Source organism: Deinococcus frigens DSM 12807, from assembly GCF_000701425.1.
Taxonomy (GTDB): Bacteria; Deinococcota; Deinococci; order Deinococcales; family Deinococcaceae; genus Deinococcus; species Deinococcus frigens.
Genome location: NZ_JNIW01000004.1, coordinates 1 through 20771 on the forward strand (window position 1 = coordinate 1; position 20771 = coordinate 20771).

The window sequence follows — 20771 nt, forward strand, 5'->3', positions numbered from 1 at the left end:
CGAAGACTGTCAATGCCGTCTGGGGCGATCTCAACGCAATCACATCGGCACTGCCATGCTGGTCTGGATTCGATTGAACCAGCAGGCCAAAGAGGCGAAGAAAACGATATACGCGCTAAAATTCGGTCTTCTTGATGACTACATGCGCCAGCAGCTCAAAAACCCATCTCTGAGTTTCGCGTAAGCCCTAAGATGTAAGAGAGGTCATCTGCCATCAGCATAACCGGGGCTGTGGACCAGTCGTTAAAACAGGCCCAGAAAGAGGAAGGTGGGAACGCATCTCTGCCGTTCCCATCTCCTCTTTTCCAAACTTTCTACGGTCCGTCTACCAGGCGTAGAAGATCGCCACGATCAACAGCCACACCACGTCCACCAGGTGCCAGTACATGCTGGCGGGCGTGATCGAACCGTGGTTGTACTTGTCCATTTTGCCGGTCATGGCCTGGTAGTACGGCAGGGCCACGCCGATGCCGCCGATCAGGATGTGCAGGCCGTGCAACCCGACGATGATGAAGAAGCACGCTTGCCACAGGTTCTGTTTCCAGTCACTCTCCGCGCCGAACAGCGAGAACTCGTAGACCTGGAACAGCATAAAGGCCATGCCCAGCAGCAGGGTGATGAACAGGCCCAGGCGGAAGCGCGTCAGCTTGCCGTGGTGGTTGTCCTGCTCGGCACGGTGCAGCACGAACGAGGAAGACACCAGGATCAGGGTGTTCAGCGCGGCCAGCCACACGTTGGGGCGCAGGGCGGGCGGATCGGCGTGGCCGCTGACGCGCAGGTACACGTACCCGGCGATCAGCACGCCAAACAGGCCAATTTCGGAGATGATGAACCACGCCATGCCCATGAAACCGTTGTCGTACTTGGTCAGGTGGTGATGCGCCACGGGCACGGCGTATTCGCGCGTTCCGGCCCACTTGAACAGGCCCCACAGGAACACCGGAATGCTGAGGTACAGCACCAGGCTGGCAAACACATGGCCGGACGTGGCATTCAGGCCGCCCGCCGGGGTGTAGTTGGTGAACCAGCCGAAGCTCAGGCCATAGCCCATCAGCAGCATGCCCACGGCGGTCACGAAGGGCCAGATGCTGTCCTGCGGCAGGTGGATGGTCTTGGGGTCCACCGGGGTCAGGGTATCGCCGTTCTTCTCCCAGTCGTACAGCGGACGCTCGGTGGGGAAGGTGGTGGGAAACTCATGGGCGAAGTTATAGGCGGCGGGCGGGCTGGAGGAGGTCCATTCCAGCGTAAAACCGCCCCAGGGGTTGTTGGAGGCCGTGACGGGCTTTTTGGCGGTGATGTAGATGTTCCACCACCACACCGCTCCCCCTGCCAGCAGGGTCAGCGCGCCCAGCGTGGAGATGAAGTTCAGCTCGGACCACGCGAAGTTGCCCGCAGGGTAGGTGTAGTAGCGGCGCGGCATGCCCAGCAGACCCAGGATGTACTGCGGCAAAAAGGTCATCCACGACCCCACCATGAACAGCCAGAAGTGCCACATGCCCAGTTTCTCGTCCATGAAGCGCCCGGTCATCTTGGGCCACCAGTAGTACAGCCCAGCCATCGCCAGGAACGCCGTGCCGAACATCATCACGTTGTGGAAGTGCGCCACCACGAAATAGGACATGGTGACCTGGTAGTCAAAGGGAATCATGCCCAGCGCCACGCCGGTAATGCCGCCGATCAGGAAGTTGAAGATGAACCCCACCAGCCAGTAGGTGGGCGTCTTCATGATGATGCGTCCGCCATACAGCGTGCCAATCAGGTTAAAGATCTTGACGCCGGTGGGAACGGCTACGATCAGCGTGGCGATCATGAAGGCGATCTGCCATGACTCGGGCAGGCCCACGGCGAACATGTGGTGGACCCACACCAGCAGGGACACCAGCACGATACCCAGCAGCGAATAGACCATCACGCGGTAACCGAACAGCGGCTTGCGGGCCATGGTGGAGGCGACTTCCGCCCCGATGCCCAGGTACGGCAGCAGCATCACGTACACGGCGGGGTGCGAGTAGAACCAGAAGAACTGCTGGAACATCACCGGCACGCCGCCGATGCCGGGATTGAACATGCTCAGGCCCAGCTTGAGTTCCAGGAACGTGACCAGCGCCGCCGCCGTCAGGCCGCCCAGCGAGATGAGCTGGAGGATCGAGGTGGCGAAGATGCTCCACACGAAAATGGGCATCTTCCACAGGCTCATGCCGGGGGCGCGCATGTTGACAATCGTGGCGGCGAAGTTGGCACTGCCCAGCAGCGAGGCGATGCCGTTGAGGATCAGGGCCACCATCAGCACGGCCACGCCGGTCTGGTTGGCGTCCACGCTCAGGGGGTAGTAAAAGGTCCAGCCGACGCCGGGCGCGCCGCCGTTGGCGAGGCCGGTGATCACCAGAATCAGCGAGAAGATGAACAGCCACACCGCAAAGGTGTTGATACGCGGCAGCGCCACGTCGCGCACGCCGAGTTGCAGCGGCAGGAACCAGTTCCCGAACCCAAACAGGCCAATCGGGATTAAAAAGAAGAAGATCATCAGCGCGGCGTGCAGGGTCAGCACCTGGTTGTAGGTGTTGCCGATTAAAAAGGTGTTGTCCGGCACCGCCAGTTGAATGCGGATGGCCACGGCCAGGAAACCCGCGATGGCGAAGCCGATCAGGCTGGTCAGGATGTACAGCGTGCCGATCTTTTTGTGATCGGTGGTCATCATGTAGTCTTTGAGAATTTCCCACGCGCTGGGCCGGGCTGAGGGCGCGTGACTGGGAATCTGCTGCGGAGCCTGAATGGTCACTGATTGCCTCCCGGTGCGGAACTAGAAGCCGGTGTCTTGGGAACTGCGGCGGTTTGAGACGGCGTTTTGTCAGCCGCGTCCGATGAACCGTAGACGGGCGTATCGTTCCAGTAATCGGCCTCTTCGGGCAGTTTCAGGCTGCGCAGGTAGGCGGCCACATCGTCCAGTTCAGCGTCGGTCAGCACGCCGCCCTTAACCGTCTTGCCGTTGGCCAGGTACTCGCTGCCGTCGTAGGTGGGCATCAGGCTGCCGGGCTTGACTTTCGGGCTGTGCTTGAGCCACTCGTGCAAGATCTCCCTGGCCCGTGGCGTTTCCCAGTGGCCCTCTTCCATGAATTCCCACTTGCCCGCGCCCAGCGTGCGGCGGGTGCCGAAGAAGCTCAGGTCCGGGCCAGCCGCGCCCGCAGCGGGCGTACCCTGGACGCGGTGGCAGGCGGCGCAGGCCAGCGCCCCGGTGGCGGGCTTGCCCTTCAGGAAGATGGCGTAGCCGCGCGCCTCGGCGCTGTCTGCGGCGGGTTCGGGGGCGCGGTACGCTTTGGCCGCCGCCAGGAAAGTGTCGTAACGCTCTTGGTCCAGCGCGATGACCTTGTAGCGCATGTTGGCGTGGCTGCCGCCGCACAGTTGCGAGCAGTTGCCCTGATACACACCCGTGCGGTCCGTGTCCACGTTCCAGGTCTTGAGGGTGGCGGGCATGGCCGCGCGCTGCCCGCCGATGTTGGGTGCCCAGAAGCCGTGGATCACGTCGCCGCTGGTGATGGTCAGCGCCACCTGCTGCTTGGTCGGCATGATGATCTCGTTGCCGTTGGTGACGTTGCCGCCCGCGTCCGCCTTGGTCTCGGGGTACGAGAAGTTCCACCAGAACTGGCGGCCCAGCACGTCAATCTTGGTGGCCTCGGCGGGCGTGGGGTTCAGGATCGCCATGCTGCGAACGGTCAGGATCGCCAGGAACATCACGATGATCACCGGCACCACCACCAGCACCACTTCCAGGCGGTTGTTGCCGTGGAACTGCGCCGGGGCGTCGCTGTGCTTGTCCTCGCGGAATTTGTTGACCGTGAAGAACAGCGCGTAGGACACGCCCACAAAGATGATGATCGACAGAGCGACGGCGAAGATGCTCATAAAGGCGACTTCGCGGTTGTACCCCGAAGACAGATCGCCTATCGAGAGAAGCTGCCGCGAGCCGCACCCGCTGAGCAGCGCCGCGCCCATGCTGGCGGCGGCGGCAGTGGTGATCGTACGCCGCAGCCTTCCGGTGCGCCGTGGTGGTGGCCTTTGAGACTCGCCCCCCTGAACATGGCCCCCCAGATTCTGGCCGCCTTTACGGTTCATGGTATTCAACTTCCGCTCCTTTCTCATGCCCTGGCAGTTTAGCCACAATCTAGAGTCTCACGCGGCAGATTGCGCGGCCCTCGTCGCCGCGCCCCTGCCCCTTTCCCTTTCACATCCTACCGAACGGTCAGCCGTGGTGCTATCAGAGCAGACGCGGGGGTGGGCAAGTGTCCTTTTCCCGGCGTGAGAAGCCCAGCTCGCTTTGGCGTCGCTGCCGTCAACCCAGAGCCGCGAAGACCATCCGGTCCACCGCAGCCATCACAAACAGGATGGCCAGGTACAGCATCGAGTACAGGTACAGCGGCACGGCCACCTTGCGCTCGATCTTGTGGTCCGCGAAGACGTGTTTGTACAGCCGCCACGAGAGAACGAGCAGCCACACGCCCAGCGCCGCCGCGCTGATGAAGTAAACCACGCCGACCTCATGCAGCAGCACCGGCATCAGCGACAGCACCACGGTGTAGATGGCGTACAGGCCGATCTGCGCCACCGTCAACTTGTCGCCGTGGACCACCGGCAGCATGGGAATGCCCACCTCGCGGTACTCGTCTTTGATCATCAGCGCCAGCGCCCAGAAATGCACCGGGGTCCAGAAGAAGATGATGGCGAACAGAAACCACGCGAACAGGTTGAGGTCACCTGTGACGGCGGCCCAGCCCACCAGCGGTGGGAAACACCCGGCGGCCCCGCCCAGCACGATGTTGTGCCAGGTGCGGCGCTTGAGCAGCATGGTGTAGATGACCACGTAGGTCACGAAGCCCGCCAGGCTCATCCAGGCGGCCAGCGGCGAACCCCAGACCCACAGCATGATGAACGACAGCACCTGCAAGGTGGTCCCGAAGATGGCCGCATCGCGCGAGCTGATCAGGCCGCTGCTGGTGGGCCGCCTGGCGGTGCGGGCCATCTTGAGATCGATGTCGCGGTCAATGATCATGTTGAACACGCCCGCAGACCCGGCGGACATGAACCCGGCCACCCCCACCACCACGAGCAGCCATAGCCCCGGCCAGCCACGCGCCGCCATGAACATGGCTGTGATGGTGGTCCACAGCAGCAGCGAGATCACCTTGGGCTTGGTCAGCGACAGGTAATCGCGCCAGCCCGCCCGCGCCGCCGTGCCGGTCATTCTGGTGGTGGTCATGCGGCCACCCCGGCAGGCGCTGGCCGCGAGGCCCGCAGCGCCGTCAGCGCGCGGTAAGTCAGCATCACCGCCGCCAGCCACAGCGCGCAGGCCAGCAGCAGGTGCGTGAGCTGCATCCAGGCCGGGGCCTTCAGCGCCACGTTGGCGAATCCGGCCACCATCTGCAAGCCCAGCACACCCCACAAGTACAGGCTCCAGCGGGTGACCTCTGCCGAGGGCCGCTCACGGCGCAGGAACAGGCCCAGCCACACCAGAAAGGCCGCCGTCAGCACCGCCAGCATGGGGTGGACGATCCGCAGGTTCTCGATCAGAGAGGCACTGGCCGCGAAGTCGCGCCGCACCGTGTCGATGGGCGTGCCGTCGGCAGGCAGGAACAGCAGGTCGCCCAGCGCCGTCACTGCGCCTGCCATGCCCAGCACCAGCACTAGGCCCAGGCCGGTGTAGCTCCAGAGTCCGGCCAGCCCCTGCCCACGCAGGCGCAGGCGGGGACCGCCAGAGGCCCACAGCGCCGTGAGCAGCAGCGCGCCCAGCAGCAAAAAGGTGTTGGCGAGGTGAATCCCCTGAACAAAACCGCGCGCCGGATCGGTGCTCTGCGCGGTCAGACCCAGCAGCACCTGAGCGCCGCCCACCAGTCCTTCCAGAATGATCAGGCCCAGGCTGAGGACTGCGCCGAAACGGGCCGGGTGGCCGGGGCGCGTGACCAGATACGCCAGGGCCACCAGCGCAATTGCCAGCAGCCCACTCGCTCCACTGGTCAGGCGGTGGCTGAATTCGATGATGGTGTGCAGCGTGGGGTCCTGCGGCACCGCCACGCCGTTGCACAGCGGCCAGTGGTCCCCGCACCCGGCACCCGCTCCGGTCAGCCGCACCACCGCGCCCCACAGGATCACCAGCACGTTGTAGGCCAGCGCTCCCCAGGCCAGCCGGGACAACCACACCCCTGGCACTGCGCGCGGGGCTGTCAGTGTTCTGCTCAACTTCTCACCTTTCCCTTGCCGCCCGGCCCCCGCCACACAGAGGGCTGTCAGAAGCCGGGCGGCGAATGACACACGCATTCTACTCGCCTCCCCCGGCGGCGGATTGTCCCCCGGTGGGCAACGGAGAAGCGAAAACTTGGACGGTCCAGGGGGCAGCTTTCGCGCAGGCGTGTCCTCCCGTGCCTCCCCTCCGTCCTCCGGCTTCGGGTCTGCCGGGTCACGGTCCTGTGCGGGTCATATCGCCCCCCACCCCAGCCCTAGACTGCGGGGCGATATGGCACCAATCATCAACGAGTGGGCGGTCATCATGATCGTTCTGAGCGGGATCGCCCTGTGTACGGGCGTGTACTTTATTCGCACGGGCAGGCGCGTGTGGCACATGCGCGCCATGCTCACGGCCAGCGCTCTGGCAACGGTGTTTCTGGTGCTGTACCTGACCCGCCTGGGCTTGGGCTACGAGAAGGTCTTCAGCGGCCCGCAGGCGTGGCGGCCCGCGTATTACACGTTGCTGATCAGCCACATCATCCTGGCCGCCGCCAATCTGCCGCTGGCGCTGGTGGCGCTGTGGAATGCCTGGAACGGCCTGAAGCGCGCCGGGAATCTGGACAACATTGAGGCCCCCGCCGCCCGCCCGTTCTTCAACCGCCACCGCGCCTGGGTGCGCTGGACCGTGCCGGTGTGGCTGTACGTGGCCGTGACCGGCTGGATCATCTATCTGGTGCTGGGCCGCTGGGGCGAGGTGGTCACGGGTTAGTTTTCACGCGTGAGTACCGCCAAAAGCGCCGCGCCATCTCCGCTTGATCCGGGATGGCGCGGCGCTGCCTCTTGCCGGTTGATCAGGCTTTGGGCGGGAAGGCCAGATGTCCCTCGAAGTGCCAGCCGCTGAACTTGTAGGGCTTTTTCTCGATCAATGTGCCGCGCATGATGCCGTGCTGGGTGTTGACCTGCACGTCGCAGCGGCCCTTGCCCTGGCAGGTTTTTTGCAGGGCTTCAATATCACTCTCCAGCGTCCCCTTGGGCAATTCCTTGCCCTCGGCGTAGATCGCCAGCTTCTTGTTCGGCTGCACCACATATGTCCCTTCGAGAATCAGCATCCCTCCAGAATACGGGATGGGGGCAGAAAAGAATGTTCCGGGGCTGGGGTGTTCGTCGCTCTCCAGCTTGGCCCCCAGAGTGTGATTTCCCCGCTCCAGCGCGGCACCCTCCCCCTGAACGGGAAACAGGGAGATCGCTAGACCGAACAGGCTTCGGCGCTCCTTGGCTCGCTTTGAAAGGAGCTGGCGGCGCAGCGAACCGAGGGATTGAATCGTCGCAGCGAACCCGGAACACCAGCAAGCCATAGTCTCCCCGTGTCACCGCAGAAGTCACGCCCACGCGGGCCTACACTGCGCGCGTGAGCCTCACGCCCGAACCGCACGCCACCGCCAGCCGGGACGTGCTGCGCCTGCCCGAGTTCCGCGCCATGCTGCTGGCCGCCGTGACCAGCACGCTGGCCAGCCGCGCCGTGGCCCTGACGGTGGCCTATCAGCTCTACCAGATCACCCAGAACCCGCTGACGCTGGGCGTTCTGGGGCTGGTAGAGGCTATTCCGGCCCTCAGCCTGGCGCTGTTCGGCGGCGTGGTGGCGGACCGCAATGACCGCCGCCGCATCCTGCTGTTCACCATCAGCGCAGAGGTGGTTTGCGCGCTGCTGTTCACGCTGTACGCGCCGCATGCTGCGGTCAGCGGCATCTGGCCGATTCTGGCGCTGATCTTCACGCTGGGGGTGGCGCGCGGCTTTTCCGATCCGGCATTGCCCGCCTTTCAGGCGCAGGTGGTGCCGCGCGAGCTGCTGCTGCGGGCCTCGGCGTGGCGCTCCAGCGCGGGGCAGGCGGCGTCGATCACGGGTCCGGCGCTGGGCGGGGTGTTGTACGCCTCGGCGGGAGCGGGGGCGGCCTACGGCATGGCCTGCGCGCTGCTGCTGGTGTCGCTGGGGTGCGTGGCCTACGTGAAACCCAAGCCCACACCGCGCTTCACCCCCGGCGAGCCGATCTGGCAGAGCGTCAAGGCGGGGCTGGCCTTTGTGGTGGGGCGGCAGGTGCTGGTGGGCAGCATGGCGCTGGACCTGTTCAGCGTGCTGTTCGGCGGCGCGGTGGCCCTGCTGCCCATCTTCGCCTCCGATATTTTGCGGGTGGGGCCGCTTGGCCTGAGCGTGCTGGTGGCCGCCCCCAGCATGGGAGCCTTGGTGGTCATGCTGTACGCCACCCGGCATCCGCCCGGCAGGGGCGCGGGCCGCACGCTGCTGATCACCGTGGCGGGTTTCGGCGTGTCGATCATCGTTTTCGGGTTATCTCAAAACTTTTACCTGAGCGTGGCCGCGCTGATCGCCACCGGCCTGTTCGACGGCATCAGCATGGTGATCCGCAGCGCCACGCTGCAACTCAAAGCGCCGGACCACATGCGCGGACGGGTGAATGCGGTCAGCGGCATGTTCATCGGCGCGAGCAACGAGCTGGGGGCCTTCGAGAGCGGCGTGGCGGCCAGTCTGCTGGGAACGGCCCGCAGCGTGTGGCTGGGCGGCATCGTCACCTTGATCGTGGTGGGCATGACCGCGTACCTGGCCCCCGAGCTGCGCGCCATGAATCTGGATGACGTGGAGGACGACCTGCCCGATGACCTGCCCGATCCGGGCGTGATGGCCCTCAAGCCCTAGCCGGACGCTGCGCCTGTCATCCGGGGACAGAGCACTGATGCCGCCCGCCTGCGGCACGGTGTCTGGAAACCACGACGTTTGGAGAGAATGCCTCGCCCCCTGTGGGAGAGGGGCACTGCGAAGGTGGCAGTTCCACTGCGCGGGCTGAAAGTGACAACAGAACGGAGCTGTCTCCACTCCGGGTCAGCCTGACCTGCCACCATCTGGCACCGGAATAATCGCCAGCGTGCAGCGTGAGATGCAGACCACCTTGCCGCGCTCGTCCACGATCTCGATGCCCCAGACCTCGGTGGTGCGCCCCTGAAAGATAGGGGTGCCGGTGGCCGTGACCGTCCCGGACACCACGCTCCGCAGGTGGTTGGCATTGATCTCCAGCCCCACCGCCAGCATCCCGCGCTCGCGCACGCTCAGGTACGCGCCCGTGCTGGCGACACTCTCGGCCAGCACCACACTCGCGCCGCCGTGCAGGATGCCGAAGGGCTGATGCACCCGCCGCTCCACCGGCATCTGCGCCACCACCCGCCCGCCGCTGGCCTCGCGGAAGGTGATGCCCAGATGTTCCACCAGCCCACGCTGACCGCCGAGCTGTTCGAGGATAAAATTGGAGGGGGCCTGCGGATCGGTCATGGCCGCTGCTCCTGGGATGGTCCGGATTGAGAGGTTCCAGAGGGCCGCATCACCAGACAGGTGGTGGTGGCGGTGGCGTAGACCTTGCCCGCGCCGTCCACAATCTGCGCCGTGGCAGTGGCCACCTGCCGCGACACGCTAATAACAGTGGCCACTGCGCGGACCTCGCCCATGCTCAGGCGCAGCGGGCGCAGGTATTTGACGGCCAGATCCAGGGTGGTGTAGCCCACCCCGGCGGGCAGCATGGTGTGAATGGCGCAGCCCAGCGCCGAGTCCAGCAGCGTGGCGTAGACGCCGCCGTGCACGCTGCCGATGGGGTTGTAATGGAATTCTTTGGGGCGCATGCGGAAGGTGCCTGCCCCTTTTGCACGTCCTCCTCGCTGCCAATCGTGAAGCCCAGCGTCTGCCCGATGGGCGGGGGCGGAAACTCACCGCGCGCCATGCCGCGCAGGTAGTCCAGCCCACTCAGGCCAGGGACAGCCCCCGCGCCGATCAGCGGGTCCTGCCAGGTGTAGCTGCGGGTGCGCGGCGCTGGGCCGGGGGATATCGTGCGGTCCTCAGTCAGAGGCGCGTCAGTTACCGTGGTGCTGGACATGACGGGCATCATAGCCAGTCGGGGGGGAGCCGGGGCTGCCCCGCGCCTGAGCGCGTGTTGGCCCCGGCCTCATGCATAAAGGACAAAACACGTAGGCGGTTGCGGCCCCCAGCCTCTATACTGCCCAGGTTATGCGGACGGTGACGGTAGGAACGCGCGGCAGCACGCTGGCGCTGGCACAGACCCACTGGGTGGTGGCCCGGCTCAAGGAAGAATGGCCCGAGACGGATTTCCGGATTCAAACCATTAGTACCAAGGGGGACCGCAACCGGGCCAGCCTGATCTCGATGGCCCAGCAGGGGGACAAGGGCTTCTGGATCAAGGAGATCGAGGACGCCCTGCTCGCGGGGCGCATCGATATCGCGGTGCATTCCCTCAAGGACCTGCCCACCGCTCAGCCTGAGGAGCTGGAGGTGGCCTCCATTCCCAAGCGGGTGGACGCCCGCGACGTGCTGATCGGTAAGGAGGGCATGAAGCGCCTGGCGGACCTGCCGCAGGGGGCGCGGGTGGGCACCAGCAGCGTCCGCCGCAAGGCCTTTTTGAAGGCGTTCCGCCCGGACCTCCAGATCGTGGGCCTGCGCGGCAACATCGACACCCGGATGGCCGCGCTGGCGGGCGACGAGTACGACGCCATCATCCTGGCCGCCGCCGGACTGATCCGGGCCGAGATGCGCCACCGGATCGACGAATTTATTGAGCAGGACATCATGCTGCCGGCCCCCGGTCAGGGCGCGCTGGCCCTGGAAACCCGCGCCGACGACGACCTGACCGTGGAAGTCGCCTACGCCATCCATGACCACACCACCGATGACCGCATCACCGCCGAGCGCGAATTCCTGGCCGGGCTGGGCGCGGGCTGCATGGCCCCGGTGGGCGCGCACGCCACGGTCAAGGGCGGCGTTCTGACGCTGGAAGGCTGGGTGGCTGCGCTGGACGGTTCGCAGGTCCTGCGGGCCACCACCAGCGGCGACGTGGCCGAATGTGCGGACCTGGGCGCAGAACTGGCCGCCGATACGCTGGGGCAGGGTGCGCAGGCACTGGTGGACGCGGCGCACGCCCAGATCGCCTGAGCAAGTGGATTGCCTGAAGAACCGCTCAACCCAGCACAACCGCTGGAGGGGTTCGCCCGCGCTCAAATGCGGACATGTCCCCCTCTCCCATTCTTGACCTCGCGGGCCTGACGCTGGAAGTCAACCATCTGGCGCGCGGCGTGCGCTTTTACTCGCAGGTGCTGGGCCTGAACCTCGTGCGCCACGACGAGGCGGCGGGCGTGGCCGAATTTGCGGTCAACCCGCACCAGACGCTGACCTTGTGGCAACCGATTACGCGGCAGGCCAACGATGAGCGGCTGGCCCCGCTGAAACCGCGTGGAGCCTCTCACGTCCACTACGCCTGGCAGATCCTGCTGGACGATCTGGAGCCGAGCAAGGAACTGCTGGACGCGCACGGCCTGACCTGGGAGGAGATCAACCTGGGTACAGAGGACCGCCCGGACCGGACGCTGTACTTCTTCGATCCCTTCGGGCATGGCCTGGAACTGCGCGGCGTGGACCGGGCCGACGCGCGCCAGCCGCACTTTCTGCCCACACCTGTCCAGCGCCCCGCCCACGCCCTGCCCGTCATGGGCCTGCGCGAGGTGGCGCTGGCCTTCGGCAACTACGCCGCCATGAAGGAGCGCCTGCCCCGCGCCTACGGTTTTGCCCTGGCCAAGGAACAGGAGGACCGCGACTTCGCCCAGTTCACGCTGGGGCCGCATGGAGAGCCGGACGGCAACGGCACGCCGCGCCGCTGGCTGTACGCCTGGGACCCGCAGGTGGGCCTGGCCGATATGCTGGGCGGCGATCACGCCCTGGTGCGCTTCTACGCCGATGTGGACGCGGTGGCGGAACTGGTGGGGGCCGCCGATCTGCCGTCCGTGCGGGATGAAGTGGGGCTGGCCGTGCGTGACCCGGAAGGGCATGTCTTCGAGTTCGTCGCGCCCTGAAGACAAAAGAGAAGGGCGGCCCATGCGTGTGGGGCCGCCCTCTCCTCTCTCCTTTGTTTGCTCTAGCGCGTCTGCGTCTGTCCGCCTGCGGGCGACTCCACCCGCGTCTCCACGGGCAGCGGCGTGTCGGGCTGCTGGCGGATGCGGATCAGCATGATGATGCTCACGATGATCAGCGGAATGCTGATGACCTGTGTGTCGGTGAGCAGGCCGATGCCGGACTTGTCCAGCCCCTGGCTGAGATAAGTGTTGAAGGTCAGGGGGTTGAGGCGGAAGGTTTCTTCCCATCCGGCGCGCAGAATGCTGTACCACAGCCAGAATTGCCAGAAGGCCCAGCCCGGCTTGTACGAGCGCAGCCAGAAGTAGGCGGCGGCGCTCAGGATGATGCCGATGATCACGCCGTAAAGCTGGGCGAAATGCACCGGGGCGGTCATCACCAGTTGCCCGCCGATCTCCTGACAGTACTGCGAGAGGTCCATATTCGGGTTGGGATTGGGCTGGCACATGCCGTTATGAAAGGCCCGCGCGCTGTCGGGCCAGCGGAAGCCGATGGGCCAGCCGGTGACGCGCCCCACCGTGTCGGTGCCGTTCATGATGTTGCCCAGCCGTCCGCCGATGATCCCAAAGGCCACCCCCGGCACGCACAGGTCCGCGTACTGGTAGAAATTGAGCTTGTAGCGCCGGGTGTAGTAGATCAGCACCAGAATGCCGCCGATCAGGCCGCCGTGGATGGAGATGCCCCCGGCCCGCAGGTTGATGATGTCCAGCAGCACGCGCGGAAAGGGCGTGCCGGAAAACTGGCCCCAGGAGGTCAGCACAAAGACCAGGCGTGCGCCGACCAGTCCCCAGATGATCATCCACAGGATCATGTCGCTGAAGAGGTTGACGTTCAGGCCGCGCTGGCGGGCCATGCGGGTGCCGAGCCACGCGCCCGCCACGATGCCCAGCGTGATCAGCACGCCGTACCAGGCGATGGTGAAGCTACCGATTTGGAGAAATACTGGATTCATAAGTCGGCGCTAGTTTAAGCCTTTTACACGGTGAGAAATGCCCTACTGCGGCGCACGCCCCCAGCAGGGTCACTGGCCCGCCTGTGCTGAAAGCGTAAAAAAGCCCTCTCCGTGGGGAGAGGGCAGGGTGAGGAGTCTTCTGGGGCGCAGCTACAGGCCCAGCATTACAGATTCAGCGTTATAGACCCAGCACTATAGACCCAGTGCGGGCGACTCTTCCTCTTCGGGCGGGGGCAGGCGGAAGGCGCGCGAGAGCAGCACGCTCAGCTCGTACAGCACGTACAGCGGCACGGCCACCAGCATCATGTTGGTGGGGTCCGGCGTGGGCGTGATGACGGCGGCGGCGATCATGATGCCCACCAGCGCAAAGCGCCAGCCTTTGCGGAGCAAGACATGGTTCACGATGCCAATCCGGGTCAGGATGATCGACAGGATCGGCATCTCGAAGGCCAGCCCGAACGCGACGAGGAACGTGGTGACCGTACCGATATACGTTCCCAGCCCCAGAATAGGGGTGACGGCCCCGGCCAGAAAACCCACCAGAAACGGCACCATCGTGGGCAGCACCAGTTTGTACCCGAAGGCCGCGCCCCCCAGAAACGACAGCCCCGCCCCGACGATGAACGGAATGGCCCAGCGCCGCTCGTTGGCGTACAGCCCCGGCGAGATGAAGCCCCAGACCTGTCCCAGAATGAACGGCAGCGCCAGACCCAGCCCCGCCCAGAACGCCAGGTTCAGGCTGAGCAGCAGCGGCTCGGTCAGGGTGTAGGTCACGACCTGCACCTTGCCGTCAACGTAGAGCTGTGAATACTGGAGCGGTCCCTTGACCCAGTCGATCAGTTGCACGCGGTAGATGAACGCCACCGACATGCCGATGACCAGAAAGATCACGCTGAAGACCAGCCGCTTGCGAAGTTCGTCCAAGTGATCGAACAGCGGAGCGCTCTTTAAATCCGTGCCGGGAACGGTCTTGGGGGACATGGCGTGACCTGTCCCTTACGCGCGGCGGTTGCCCGCGTTCTCGCGTTCGCGTTCGGTGGGCATCGGCGCGCCAGTCACGGGATCGATCTGCCGCGAGGACACGTCGGTGACGGGCGTGACCACTTCGGTGGTGTCGGCGTCGGTCTTGCCCGTCTCGCGCTTGAATTCTTTGATGCCCTGGCCCAGACCCTTGCCTAGTTGCGGCAGTTTGCTGGCTCCGAAGACCAGGGCGATCACGACGACGATCAGAATGATTTCAAGGGGACCCATGAGTAGTGCTCCTTTGCGTGCCAGGCCGGGTGGGGCCGGGCGTGACTTGCGGTTGAAGGGGATAATGAGGCGGGGAACATTCGGGCGGACGGTGGTGGCGGCCCTCGCCTCTGTCAAGTGGATATGCGGCGGAACGCGGGGTGGATTGCCCATTAAACCTTAATGGCCGCCGGGCAAGTGACAGTTAACGTGCAATCTGCGTGGAGTGCGGCGGGATTCAGATGCTCCAGCCGCCGTCCACCAGCAGCTCCTGCCCGGTCATGTAGGCGGCCTCATTCGTGGCCAGAAAGGCAATCGCCGCCGCCACCTCGCCGGGCTGCCCGAAACGGCGGGCGGGAATGCGGGCGGTTAATTTCTCGGCGTCGGCGGGAGTGCGGTTGAGCGCCTTCAGCCGGTCCGTAGCAGTGTAACCGGGCGCGACCGTGTTGCACGTTACGCCGTCACTTCCCACCTCCAGCGCCAGCGTCCGCAGGTAATTGGTCACAGCGGCGCGCATGGCGTTGCTGACCGGCAGCGTGGGTGAGGGCCGCCCCACCGTCAGGCTGGTGACGGCGATGATCCGGCCCCACTTGCGCCCGCGCATCCCTGCCAGCACAGCGTTCGCCAGCCGCACGGTGCTGAGGAAAGTAGTGTCGTACCCGGCCTGCCACGCCTCCTCGCCCACCTCGCTGGGTTTCGCTGGCGGCGGCCCGCCCGCATTGCTGACCAGAATATCGGTCTCGCCCGCAGCTTCCACGGCTGCCGCCACCCCCCGGGCGGTGCTGACATCCGCCACCACCCAGCGCGCCCCGATGGCGTCCGCCGCCGTCCTCAGGGTCTGTTCATCGCGCGCGGCCACGGTGACCCGCGCGCCCAGTCGGATCAGGTCGTGCGCTGCCGCCAGCCCAATGCCCTTGCTGCCGCCCGTCACCAGGGCACGTTTGCCTTCCAGCCGAAACAACGTCATGCGGGCAGGCTACACCCGGCGCGGGTTGCGGGAGGGGCGGTGGCGTCCCCATCAACCCTTACTCTGTCTCCCATGCCCCCCCTGATCGTCGTCGCCACCCACGCCGAGGCCGAGCGCCTGCTGGAACTCAAGGCCCGCGTGATCGTTTCGGGGGTGGGTGCCGTGGCCGCCGCCCTGGCGACGGCGCGGGCGCTGGCAGAGCAACAGGCTGGACTGGTCATCAGCGCGGGCATTGGCGGCGCGTACCCCTCATCTGGCCTGTTGCCCGGTGCCCTGGCCCTCTCGTCCGAGATCGTTCAGGCGGACCTGGGGGCGTGGGACGGCGAGCAGTTTCTGGATTTCGATGAACTCGGACTCTCCATTCTCCCAAACTCACATCACGCCGGACGCTTCTGCGCGTGGAAGGAAGCGCCGGAAGTCGCGCGGCGCACCGGCGCACGCCTGGGGCCGATGCTGACCCTGAGCAGCGTGACGGGCCGCGCCGAGGCTGCCGCCGCCCTGGAACGCCGCTTTCCCGGCGCGCTCACCGAGGGGATGGAGGGTGCGGGCGTGGCCCACGCCGCGCTGCTGGCCGGGGTGCCGGTGCTGGAGGTGCGCGGCGTCAGCAACGCGGTTGGCCTGCGTGACCGGGCCTCCTGGCAGATCCCACAGGCGCTGGCCGCTGGCCGGCGGGGCGTGGCAGCGGCGCTGAGGGTCTGGGAGGAGCAGGGCAGCGGCTAGCAGGACAGAGGTTAGCGGGGCAGAGGCTGACTGCGTCCGCGCCTAGCTGTTCAGCGACAGCTTGCTGCTGGTCGTATTGGCCACGTCGCCGGGAAAGTTGACCTTCACGTTCACGGTGGTCCCGGCGGGCGTGGCAGGATCGATGTTGATCCAGTGGCTAACCAGCACCGGGGGCGTGGGCTGCGGATCGACGGCGCGCACCAGCACCCGGCCCTGCGCGGGCACGAACACGCACCAGCCTTCCGGGGTGGTGGTAAAGGCCCGCACCGGCAGGATGCTTTGCAGGGTCATATCGGCATTGGTGGCCCAGTACTCGACCAGCAGGCTGGCCTGTTGGCGTCCGGTGTCGGCCTGATCCAGATCGAGCTGAACTTCCACGCTGTCGGGCATGCCCTCGACCAGATTGGTCCAGCCGGGGACGACGAAACGGTTGCTGGCGGCGCTCTTGAACTGTTGAGGGGTACTGGCATCGGTCATGTGCCTAGCCTAGCGGATTGGCCGCATACAGAGGGCCAGGCCCGCGCACTGTCCCCACAGCCTTCAGTCCTGGGAGCTGCGGACCGTGCGGATCAGCGCCCGCACGGCCAGGTAGCCCACCACAAAAAACAGCAGCGGCGTCACATTCAACACGATCTCGGAGTCCTTCTCGGGTTCCAGGGGATTTTGCTTGCGGTATTTGATCATACGGTCAGGGTACGACACGCGGCGGGGCAGGTGTCAGCGGGCCTGGCTTGGCGGAGTGTTGAGGCAGAATGGTCCAGGGCATTTGTCAAAAGAGCCGTTCACTTTTGACCGAACGAGGTGAGTGAATTGTGCCGAGTATGTGGGACTGGCACAGCTCCGCAGGAGAGGATGGAAGCGTCGGGAGTCTCTTGTCCCCATGCTGTCATTCGGACAGATGCTCCAGGTGTCCAGTCCAGGTGAACGGGGTCACGGCGCAGCGACTCTGGCAAGAGTAGAACGGCCTGCGTGACCTCTGCTCCTGCCCCTGCCATTCCCACCACCATGCGCGCCCTGAGCAAACTCAAACCCGAACCCGGCATCTGGCTGACCCAGACCGAGGTGCCCCGGCCCGGTCCCAACGATCTGCTGATCCGCGTCAAAAAGAGCAGCATCTGCGGCACCGACGTGCATATCTACACCTGGGACGACTGGGCGCGGCGCACGGTGCTCACGCCAATGGTGGTGGGCCACGAATACGTGGGCGTGGTGGCCGGAATGGGGGCCGAGGTACGCGGGTTTTCCATCGGCGACCGCGTGAGCGGCGAGGGCCACATCACCTGCGGACACTGCCGCAACTGCCGCGCGGGCCGCCGCCACCTGTGCCGCAACACCCAGGGCGTGGGCGTCCAGCGTCCCGGATCGTTTGCCGAGTATCTGGTGTTGCCCGCCTTCAACGCCTTTAAACTGCCCGACGACATCTCCGACGATCTGGCCGCCATCTTCGATCCCTTCGGCAACGCGGTTCACACCGCCCTGAAATTTGGTCTGGTGGGGGAGGACGTGCTGATCACCGGGGCGGGGCCGATTGGCGTGATGGCCGCCGCCGTCGCCAAGCATGTTGGGGCGCGCAACGTGGTCATCACCGATGTCAACGAGTACCGCCTGGATCTGGCCCGTCAGATGGGCGTGACCTGCGCCGTCAATGTGGCCCGCGAGAACCTGTGGACAGTTGCCCAGGCTGAACTGCACATGACCGAGGGCTTCGACGTCGGGATGGAGATGAGCGGTTCTGGCGCGGCCTTAGCGCAGATGGTCTCTACCATGAACCACGGCGGCAAGATCGCCCTGCTAGGCATTCCCACTGGCCGGGTAGACATCAACTGGGACAGCGTGATCTTCAAGATGCTGACCATCCAGGGCATCTATGGCCGCGAGATGTTCGAGACTTGGTACAAGATGGTGGCTTTAATCCAGTCTGGCCTGGACCTGACCCCGATCATCACCCACCATTTCGGCATTGACGACTTCCAGCAGGGTTTCGATGCGATGCTGGGCGGCCAGAGCGGCAAGGTCATTCTGGAGTGGTGACTTTTGAGGGGGAGGCTGAGCGCCAGTCAAGTCAATTCGCCCGTGCCACCAGCACCGCCCAGCCCAGATGCTCGCGCTGGCCGCCCAGATACTGCCTGCGGCCTTCTTCAACCTTTTCCAGGATTTCGGCACGGTGTGGGTGGTGTGGCGTCGTGCCCGCCCAGCGCGCCACCCCGCTCCACATCAGGCCGGTGTAGTGGTCCCAGTCGTCGGTGCTGGCAACTGCGAGGCCGGTCAGGGTCAGCCCCGCCGCCTGAAGTTCAGCGCAGCGTTCTTCCAGTGTGGGTTGCCCGGCGCAGCCCCAGCGCTCCAGGTCATCTGGCGGGGCGGGTTTTCGCAGGTAGGTGTCCCCGATGACCAGGCTCCCGCCAGGCTTCAGACGTTCACGCATCCACGCCACCGCCTGCGCGAAGCTTCCGATCACGAACGGCGCGCCCAGGCAGCTCACCACGTCGTAGCCGTCCGGCTCGGGCGTGAAGTCCAGCACCCGGCCTTCCCACAGGTGCAGGCGGTCCGCCATGCCCTCAGCCTGCGCGAGCGCCCTGGCCTCCCGCACGAAAGCGGGGTTGAGTTCCAGTCCCGTCCCCCGGATGGCCCACCGGGCGGCCCACTGCCGCAGCATGGCCGCCTTGCCGCTGCCCAGATCCAGCACGCTCAGGCCGTCACGCAGCCCCGCGTAGCCCGCCACCCGTTCCAGCTTCCTGGCGCTGATCGGATTGAGGATGTCGCGGTCCTGCTCCACGACGGCAAAGAATTCCAGAAAATCCATAAGGAAGACAGTAGCCAGTGCCTGTCCGGCTGAACATCCGCCATCTGGCCTAAGACACCCTCACTCCGCCCACGCGCTATCCTGCACCCATGAATCTCCAGCAGGCACAGACTCAGGCATGGTGGCCCGGCAGTTGACCGGGTGACCTTTCCTTTTGTGCCGTCGAACCGACAGGCCGCGCCCGGAGAACTTCCCGGCGCGGCTTTTTTTGCCCTCTCAACTCCCCGGAGGACCCAGCCATGACCACACAGACACCCAGAAAACGCATTCTCACCGGGGACCGCCCCACCGGCCCGCTGCATATCGGCCATCTGGCCGGATCGCTCCGCAACCGCGTGGCCCTGCAACACGACTACGAAACGTTCGTGCTGCTGGCCGACGTGCAGGCACTGACCGACAACTTTGAAAACCCGCAGAAGGTCCGGGACAACGTGATGGAGGTGGCGCTGGATTACCTGGCCGTGGGGCTGGACCCTGCCCTTTCCACCTTCGTGATCCAGTCGCAACTGCCCGAGATTGCCGAACTGACCGTCTTTTACCTGAATCTGGTCACGGTCTCGCACCTGCGCCAAAACCCCACCGTCAAGACTGAGATCGCGCAGAAGGGGTACGGCGAGTCGGTCCCCGCCGGATTCTTCGTCTACCCGGTGTCGCAGGCCGCCGATATCACCGCCTTCGGCGCGCATCTGGTCCCGGTGGGCGAGGATCAACTGCCGATGATCGAGCAGACCCGCGAGATCGTGCGCCGGTTCAACCATCTGTACGCCCCGGTGCTGGTGGAGCCGCAGGCGCTGGTGGGGCAGGCCGCCCGCCTCCCCGGTCTGGACGGCGGCGGCAAGATGAGCAAGTCTCTGAACAACGCCATCTTCCTCTCCGACAGCGCCGATACGGTGGCCCGCAAGGTGCGCGGCATGTATACCGATCCGGGGCACCTGCGCGCCGAGGACCCCGGACGGGTGGAGGGCAACCCGGTCTTCGCGTACCTGGACGCCTTCGACAGCGATCATGCAGGCCTGGAAGCCATGAAGGACCATTACCGCCGGGGCGGTCTGGGTGACGTGAAGGTCAAGCGACACCTGCTCGATGTGCTGGAGGTGACGCTGGCCCCCATCCGCACGCGCCGCGCCGAATTCGCCCGCGACATGGACAGCGTGCTGGAGGCGGTGCGCCTGGGCACAGGCAGAGGGCGCGAGGTGGCGGCCGGAACCATGCAAGCTGTGCGTGAGGCGATGGGGTTGGATTACTTCTGAACGGGCGCAATTTCTTTTCCCAGAACCTCCGCCGCCACCCGCACCGCCCGCGTGATTTCCTCCTGCGGCAGATAGGGGAGGGGCGGGCGGTCTTCCGGCACGGCCAGGGCCACGGCTGGGTTGGCGGGCAGATGGAGAAAGCCGCATGGCACCTCCCCCTCGCCTCTCTGGGTCAGCCAGTGGCGGGCGCGGTACATCACGAAATTGCAGACGTACAGCCCCGCCGTGTTGCTGATGTGGCCGGGAATGCTCGCCGCCTGCCATGCACTCAGCATCTCGCGGAGCGGCAGGGTAGACAGGTACGCCGGGGGCGCGTCCGCGTGTGGGTGGGCAGGCGCGTCGCGGTAAGTGTTTCCGGCGTTATCAGGGATATTGAAATCCATAACATTCAGCGCCACGCGCTCCAGCGTGACCTGTGGCCGCCCCGCCGCCAGCCCGGTTAGCAGCACCGCGCCGGGCTGATGCCGCTCCAGCAACGCGTCCAGCGCCGCGCCTGCCGAGTGCGGTTCCACCGGCAGCAGCGCCGAGATGACCTGCATTCCTCCCACCTCCAGCCCGTCCAGCGCCGCCGCCGCCCGCGCGCTAGGGTTGTCGGGGTGCGTGTGGAACGGCTCGAATCCGGTCAGGAGCAGGGTACGCATGGCAAGGATGATAGGCGCTGGCTGCCT

At 65.6% G+C, this 20771-nt stretch carries 22 protein-coding genes and 1 pseudogene; 8 read left to right on the top strand and 15 right to left on the bottom strand.

Going from position 1 to position 20771, the window contains the following annotated elements; all coding sequences use genetic code 11:
• Window positions 1-184 (top strand): annotated as a pseudogene (locus tag Q322_RS24080) (IS701-like element ISPlag1 family transposase); the annotation flags it as partial.
• A 141-nt stretch (window positions 185-325) separates the two neighbouring features.
• On the opposite strand, the gene Q322_RS0102185 reads toward Q322_RS24080, so the two are convergent.
• The 4 genes from Q322_RS0102185 to Q322_RS0102200 form a co-directional block, all read right to left on the bottom strand.
• Window positions 326-2779: a cbb3-type cytochrome c oxidase subunit I gene (locus tag Q322_RS0102185; protein WP_029475503.1), complete on the bottom strand. Its 2454-nt coding sequence runs from the start codon at window positions 2777-2779 to the stop codon at window positions 326-328.
• A complete protein-coding gene (gene coxB / locus Q322_RS0102190) occupies window positions 2776-3990 on the bottom strand; it encodes a cytochrome c oxidase subunit II (protein WP_084147738.1) in 1215 nt (404 codons plus the stop codon). The genes Q322_RS0102185 and coxB overlap by 4 nt, the downstream gene beginning before the upstream one ends.
• Before the next feature lie 337 nt (window positions 3991-4327).
• Entirely contained in the window at window positions 4328-5251 is a 924-nt protein-coding gene (locus Q322_RS0102195; RefSeq protein ID WP_029475507.1) for a heme o synthase, read from the bottom strand.
• The gene (locus tag Q322_RS0102200) at window positions 5248-6228 is read right to left on the bottom strand and encodes a COX15/CtaA family protein (protein WP_029475510.1); all 981 of its coding nucleotides are present in this window, start codon (window positions 6226-6228) and stop codon (window positions 5248-5250) included. Before Q322_RS0102200 ends, Q322_RS0102195 begins: the two co-directional genes overlap by 4 nt.
• Before the next feature lie 274 nt (window positions 6229-6502).
• Here Q322_RS0102200 and Q322_RS0102205 point away from each other — a divergent pair, with 274 nt between their 5' ends.
• A complete protein-coding gene (locus Q322_RS0102205; RefSeq protein WP_029475512.1) occupies window positions 6503-6982 on the top strand; it encodes a DUF420 domain-containing protein in 480 nt (159 codons plus the stop codon).
• Between the two features lie 82 nt (window positions 6983-7064).
• Here Q322_RS0102205 and Q322_RS0102210 read toward each other — a convergent pair whose 3' ends face one another.
• Window positions 7065-7322: a hypothetical protein gene (locus tag Q322_RS0102210; protein WP_029475514.1), complete on the bottom strand. Its 258-nt coding sequence runs from the start codon at window positions 7320-7322 to the stop codon at window positions 7065-7067.
• 299 nt (window positions 7323-7621) lie between these two features.
• On the opposite strand from Q322_RS0102210, the gene Q322_RS0102215 reads away from it, so the two are divergent.
• Window positions 7622-8920, top strand: coding sequence for an MFS transporter (locus tag Q322_RS0102215; protein WP_034417326.1), 1299 nt, complete (start codon window positions 7622-7624; stop codon window positions 8918-8920).
• A 183-nt stretch (window positions 8921-9103) separates the two neighbouring features.
• On the opposite strand, the gene Q322_RS0102220 is transcribed toward Q322_RS0102215, so the two are convergent.
• Window positions 9104-9547, bottom strand: a complete 444-nt coding sequence (locus Q322_RS0102220) for a hotdog fold thioesterase (RefSeq protein WP_051668032.1) — start codon at window positions 9545-9547, stop codon at window positions 9104-9106.
• Complete coding sequence (locus Q322_RS24365; RefSeq protein ID WP_245593108.1) at window positions 9544-9891, bottom strand: PaaI family thioesterase; 348 nt, start codon at window positions 9889-9891, stop codon at window positions 9544-9546. The genes Q322_RS0102220 and Q322_RS24365 overlap by 4 nt, the downstream gene beginning before the upstream one ends.
• Before the next feature lie 382 nt (window positions 9892-10273).
• Here Q322_RS24365 and hemC point away from each other — a divergent pair, with 382 nt between their 5' ends.
• Both hemC and Q322_RS0102235 read left to right on the top strand, forming a co-directional pair.
• Window positions 10274-11212, top strand: a complete 939-nt coding sequence (gene hemC / locus Q322_RS0102230) for a hydroxymethylbilane synthase (RefSeq protein WP_029475520.1) — start codon at window positions 10274-10276, stop codon at window positions 11210-11212.
• Between the two features lie 74 nt (window positions 11213-11286).
• Window positions 11287-12126, top strand: a complete 840-nt coding sequence (locus Q322_RS0102235; RefSeq protein WP_029475522.1) for a VOC family protein — start codon at window positions 11287-11289, stop codon at window positions 12124-12126.
• A 62-nt stretch (window positions 12127-12188) separates the two neighbouring features.
• Here Q322_RS0102235 and lgt read toward each other — a convergent pair whose 3' ends face one another.
• From lgt to Q322_RS0102255, 4 genes are all read right to left on the bottom strand, one after another.
• On the bottom strand, window positions 12189-13136 hold the full coding sequence (gene lgt, locus Q322_RS0102240; protein ID WP_029475524.1) for a prolipoprotein diacylglyceryl transferase: 948 nt from the start codon (window positions 13134-13136) through the stop codon (window positions 12189-12191).
• Between the two features lie 192 nt (window positions 13137-13328).
• On the bottom strand, window positions 13329-14117 hold the full coding sequence (gene tatC / locus Q322_RS0102245) for a twin-arginine translocase subunit TatC (protein WP_029475526.1): 789 nt from the start codon (window positions 14115-14117) through the stop codon (window positions 13329-13331).
• Between the two features lie 15 nt (window positions 14118-14132).
• Window positions 14133-14387, bottom strand: a complete 255-nt coding sequence (locus tag Q322_RS0102250; protein ID WP_029475527.1) for a twin-arginine translocase TatA/TatE family subunit — start codon at window positions 14385-14387, stop codon at window positions 14133-14135.
• 217 nt (window positions 14388-14604) lie between these two features.
• Window positions 14605-15333, bottom strand: a complete 729-nt coding sequence (locus Q322_RS0102255; protein ID WP_029475528.1) for an SDR family oxidoreductase — start codon at window positions 15331-15333, stop codon at window positions 14605-14607.
• Between the two features lie 72 nt (window positions 15334-15405).
• Between Q322_RS0102255 and mqnB the strand changes: the two genes are divergently transcribed.
• Window positions 15406-16053, top strand: coding sequence for a futalosine hydrolase (mqnB, locus tag Q322_RS0102260; protein WP_034417328.1), 648 nt, complete (start codon window positions 15406-15408; stop codon window positions 16051-16053).
• 42 nt (window positions 16054-16095) lie between these two features.
• Here the strand turns inward: mqnB and Q322_RS0102265 are convergent, their stop codons facing one another.
• The gene (locus Q322_RS0102265) at window positions 16096-16530 is read right to left on the bottom strand and encodes a hypothetical protein (RefSeq protein WP_029475532.1); all 435 of its coding nucleotides are present in this window, start codon (window positions 16528-16530) and stop codon (window positions 16096-16098) included.
• Between the two features lie 63 nt (window positions 16531-16593).
• Window positions 16594-16737: a hypothetical protein gene (locus Q322_RS24025; protein WP_169739073.1), complete on the bottom strand. Its 144-nt coding sequence runs from the start codon at window positions 16735-16737 to the stop codon at window positions 16594-16596.
• A gap of 321 nt (window positions 16738-17058) precedes the next feature.
• On the opposite strand from Q322_RS24025, the gene tdh reads away from it, so the two are divergent.
• A complete protein-coding gene (gene tdh, locus Q322_RS0102275) occupies window positions 17059-18084 on the top strand; it encodes an L-threonine 3-dehydrogenase (RefSeq protein ID WP_029475534.1) in 1026 nt (341 codons plus the stop codon).
• Window positions 18085-18115: 31 nt separating this feature from the next.
• Here the strand turns inward: tdh and Q322_RS0102280 are convergent, their stop codons facing one another.
• Entirely contained in the window at window positions 18116-18853 is a 738-nt protein-coding gene (locus Q322_RS0102280; protein ID WP_029475536.1) for an SAM-dependent methyltransferase, read from the bottom strand.
• A 239-nt stretch (window positions 18854-19092) separates the two neighbouring features.
• Between Q322_RS0102280 and trpS the strand changes: the two genes are divergently transcribed.
• Window positions 19093-20103, top strand: a complete 1011-nt coding sequence (gene trpS, locus Q322_RS0102285) for a tryptophan--tRNA ligase (protein ID WP_029475537.1) — start codon at window positions 19093-19095, stop codon at window positions 20101-20103.
• Here the strand turns inward: trpS and Q322_RS0102290 are convergent.
• A complete protein-coding gene (locus Q322_RS0102290; protein ID WP_029475539.1) occupies window positions 20094-20744 on the bottom strand; it encodes a pyroglutamyl-peptidase I in 651 nt (216 codons plus the stop codon). The genes trpS and Q322_RS0102290 overlap by 10 nt on opposite strands.
• Window positions 20745-20771 lie beyond the last annotated feature (27 nt).

What these genes read in the sequence shown, in the direction of transcription:
- coxB (WP_084147738.1), bottom strand. Translation starts at nt 3,990, where the DNA reads ATGGGCGCGGCGCTGCTCAGCGGGTGCGGCTCGCGGCAGCTTCTCTCG.
- Q322_RS0102195 (WP_029475507.1), bottom strand. Translation starts at nt 5,251, where the DNA reads ATGACCACCACCAGAATGACCGGCACGGCGGCGCGGGCGGGCTGGCGC.
- Q322_RS0102205 (WP_029475512.1), top strand. Translation starts at nt 6,503, where the DNA reads ATGGCACCAATCATCAACGAGTGGGCGGTCATCATGATCGTTCTGAGC.
- Q322_RS0102210 (WP_029475514.1), bottom strand. Translation starts at nt 7,322, where the DNA reads ATGCTGATTCTCGAAGGGACATATGTGGTGCAGCCGAACAAGAAGCTG.
- Q322_RS0102220 (WP_051668032.1), bottom strand. Translation starts at nt 9,547, where the DNA reads ATGACCGATCCGCAGGCCCCCTCCAATTTTATCCTCGAACAGCTCGGC.
- Q322_RS24365 (WP_245593108.1), bottom strand. Translation starts at nt 9,891, where the DNA reads ATGCGCCCCAAAGAATTCCATTACAACCCCATCGGCAGCGTGCACGGC.
- hemC (WP_029475520.1), top strand. Translation starts at nt 10,274, where the DNA reads ATGCGGACGGTGACGGTAGGAACGCGCGGCAGCACGCTGGCGCTGGCA.
- Q322_RS0102235 (WP_029475522.1), top strand. Translation starts at nt 11,287, where the DNA reads ATGTCCCCCTCTCCCATTCTTGACCTCGCGGGCCTGACGCTGGAAGTC.
- lgt (WP_029475524.1), bottom strand. Translation starts at nt 13,136, where the DNA reads ATGAATCCAGTATTTCTCCAAATCGGTAGCTTCACCATCGCCTGGTAC.
- tatC (WP_029475526.1), bottom strand. Translation starts at nt 14,117, where the DNA reads ATGTCCCCCAAGACCGTTCCCGGCACGGATTTAAAGAGCGCTCCGCTG.
- Q322_RS0102250 (WP_029475527.1), bottom strand. Translation starts at nt 14,387, where the DNA reads ATGGGTCCCCTTGAAATCATTCTGATCGTCGTCGTGATCGCCCTGGTC.
- Q322_RS0102255 (WP_029475528.1), bottom strand. Translation starts at nt 15,333, where the DNA reads ATGACGTTGTTTCGGCTGGAAGGCAAACGTGCCCTGGTGACGGGCGGC.
- mqnB (WP_034417328.1), top strand. Translation starts at nt 15,406, where the DNA reads ATGCCCCCCCTGATCGTCGTCGCCACCCACGCCGAGGCCGAGCGCCTG.
- Q322_RS0102265 (WP_029475532.1), bottom strand. Translation starts at nt 16,530, where the DNA reads ATGACCGATGCCAGTACCCCTCAACAGTTCAAGAGCGCCGCCAGCAAC.
- Q322_RS24025 (WP_169739073.1), bottom strand. Translation starts at nt 16,737, where the DNA reads ATGATCAAATACCGCAAGCAAAATCCCCTGGAACCCGAGAAGGACTCC.
- tdh (WP_029475534.1), top strand. Translation starts at nt 17,059, where the DNA reads ATGCGCGCCCTGAGCAAACTCAAACCCGAACCCGGCATCTGGCTGACC.
- Q322_RS0102280 (WP_029475536.1), bottom strand. Translation starts at nt 18,853, where the DNA reads ATGGATTTTCTGGAATTCTTTGCCGTCGTGGAGCAGGACCGCGACATC.
- trpS (WP_029475537.1), top strand. Translation starts at nt 19,093, where the DNA reads ATGACCACACAGACACCCAGAAAACGCATTCTCACCGGGGACCGCCCC.
- Q322_RS0102290 (WP_029475539.1), bottom strand. Translation starts at nt 20,744, where the DNA reads ATGCGTACCCTGCTCCTGACCGGATTCGAGCCGTTCCACACGCACCCC.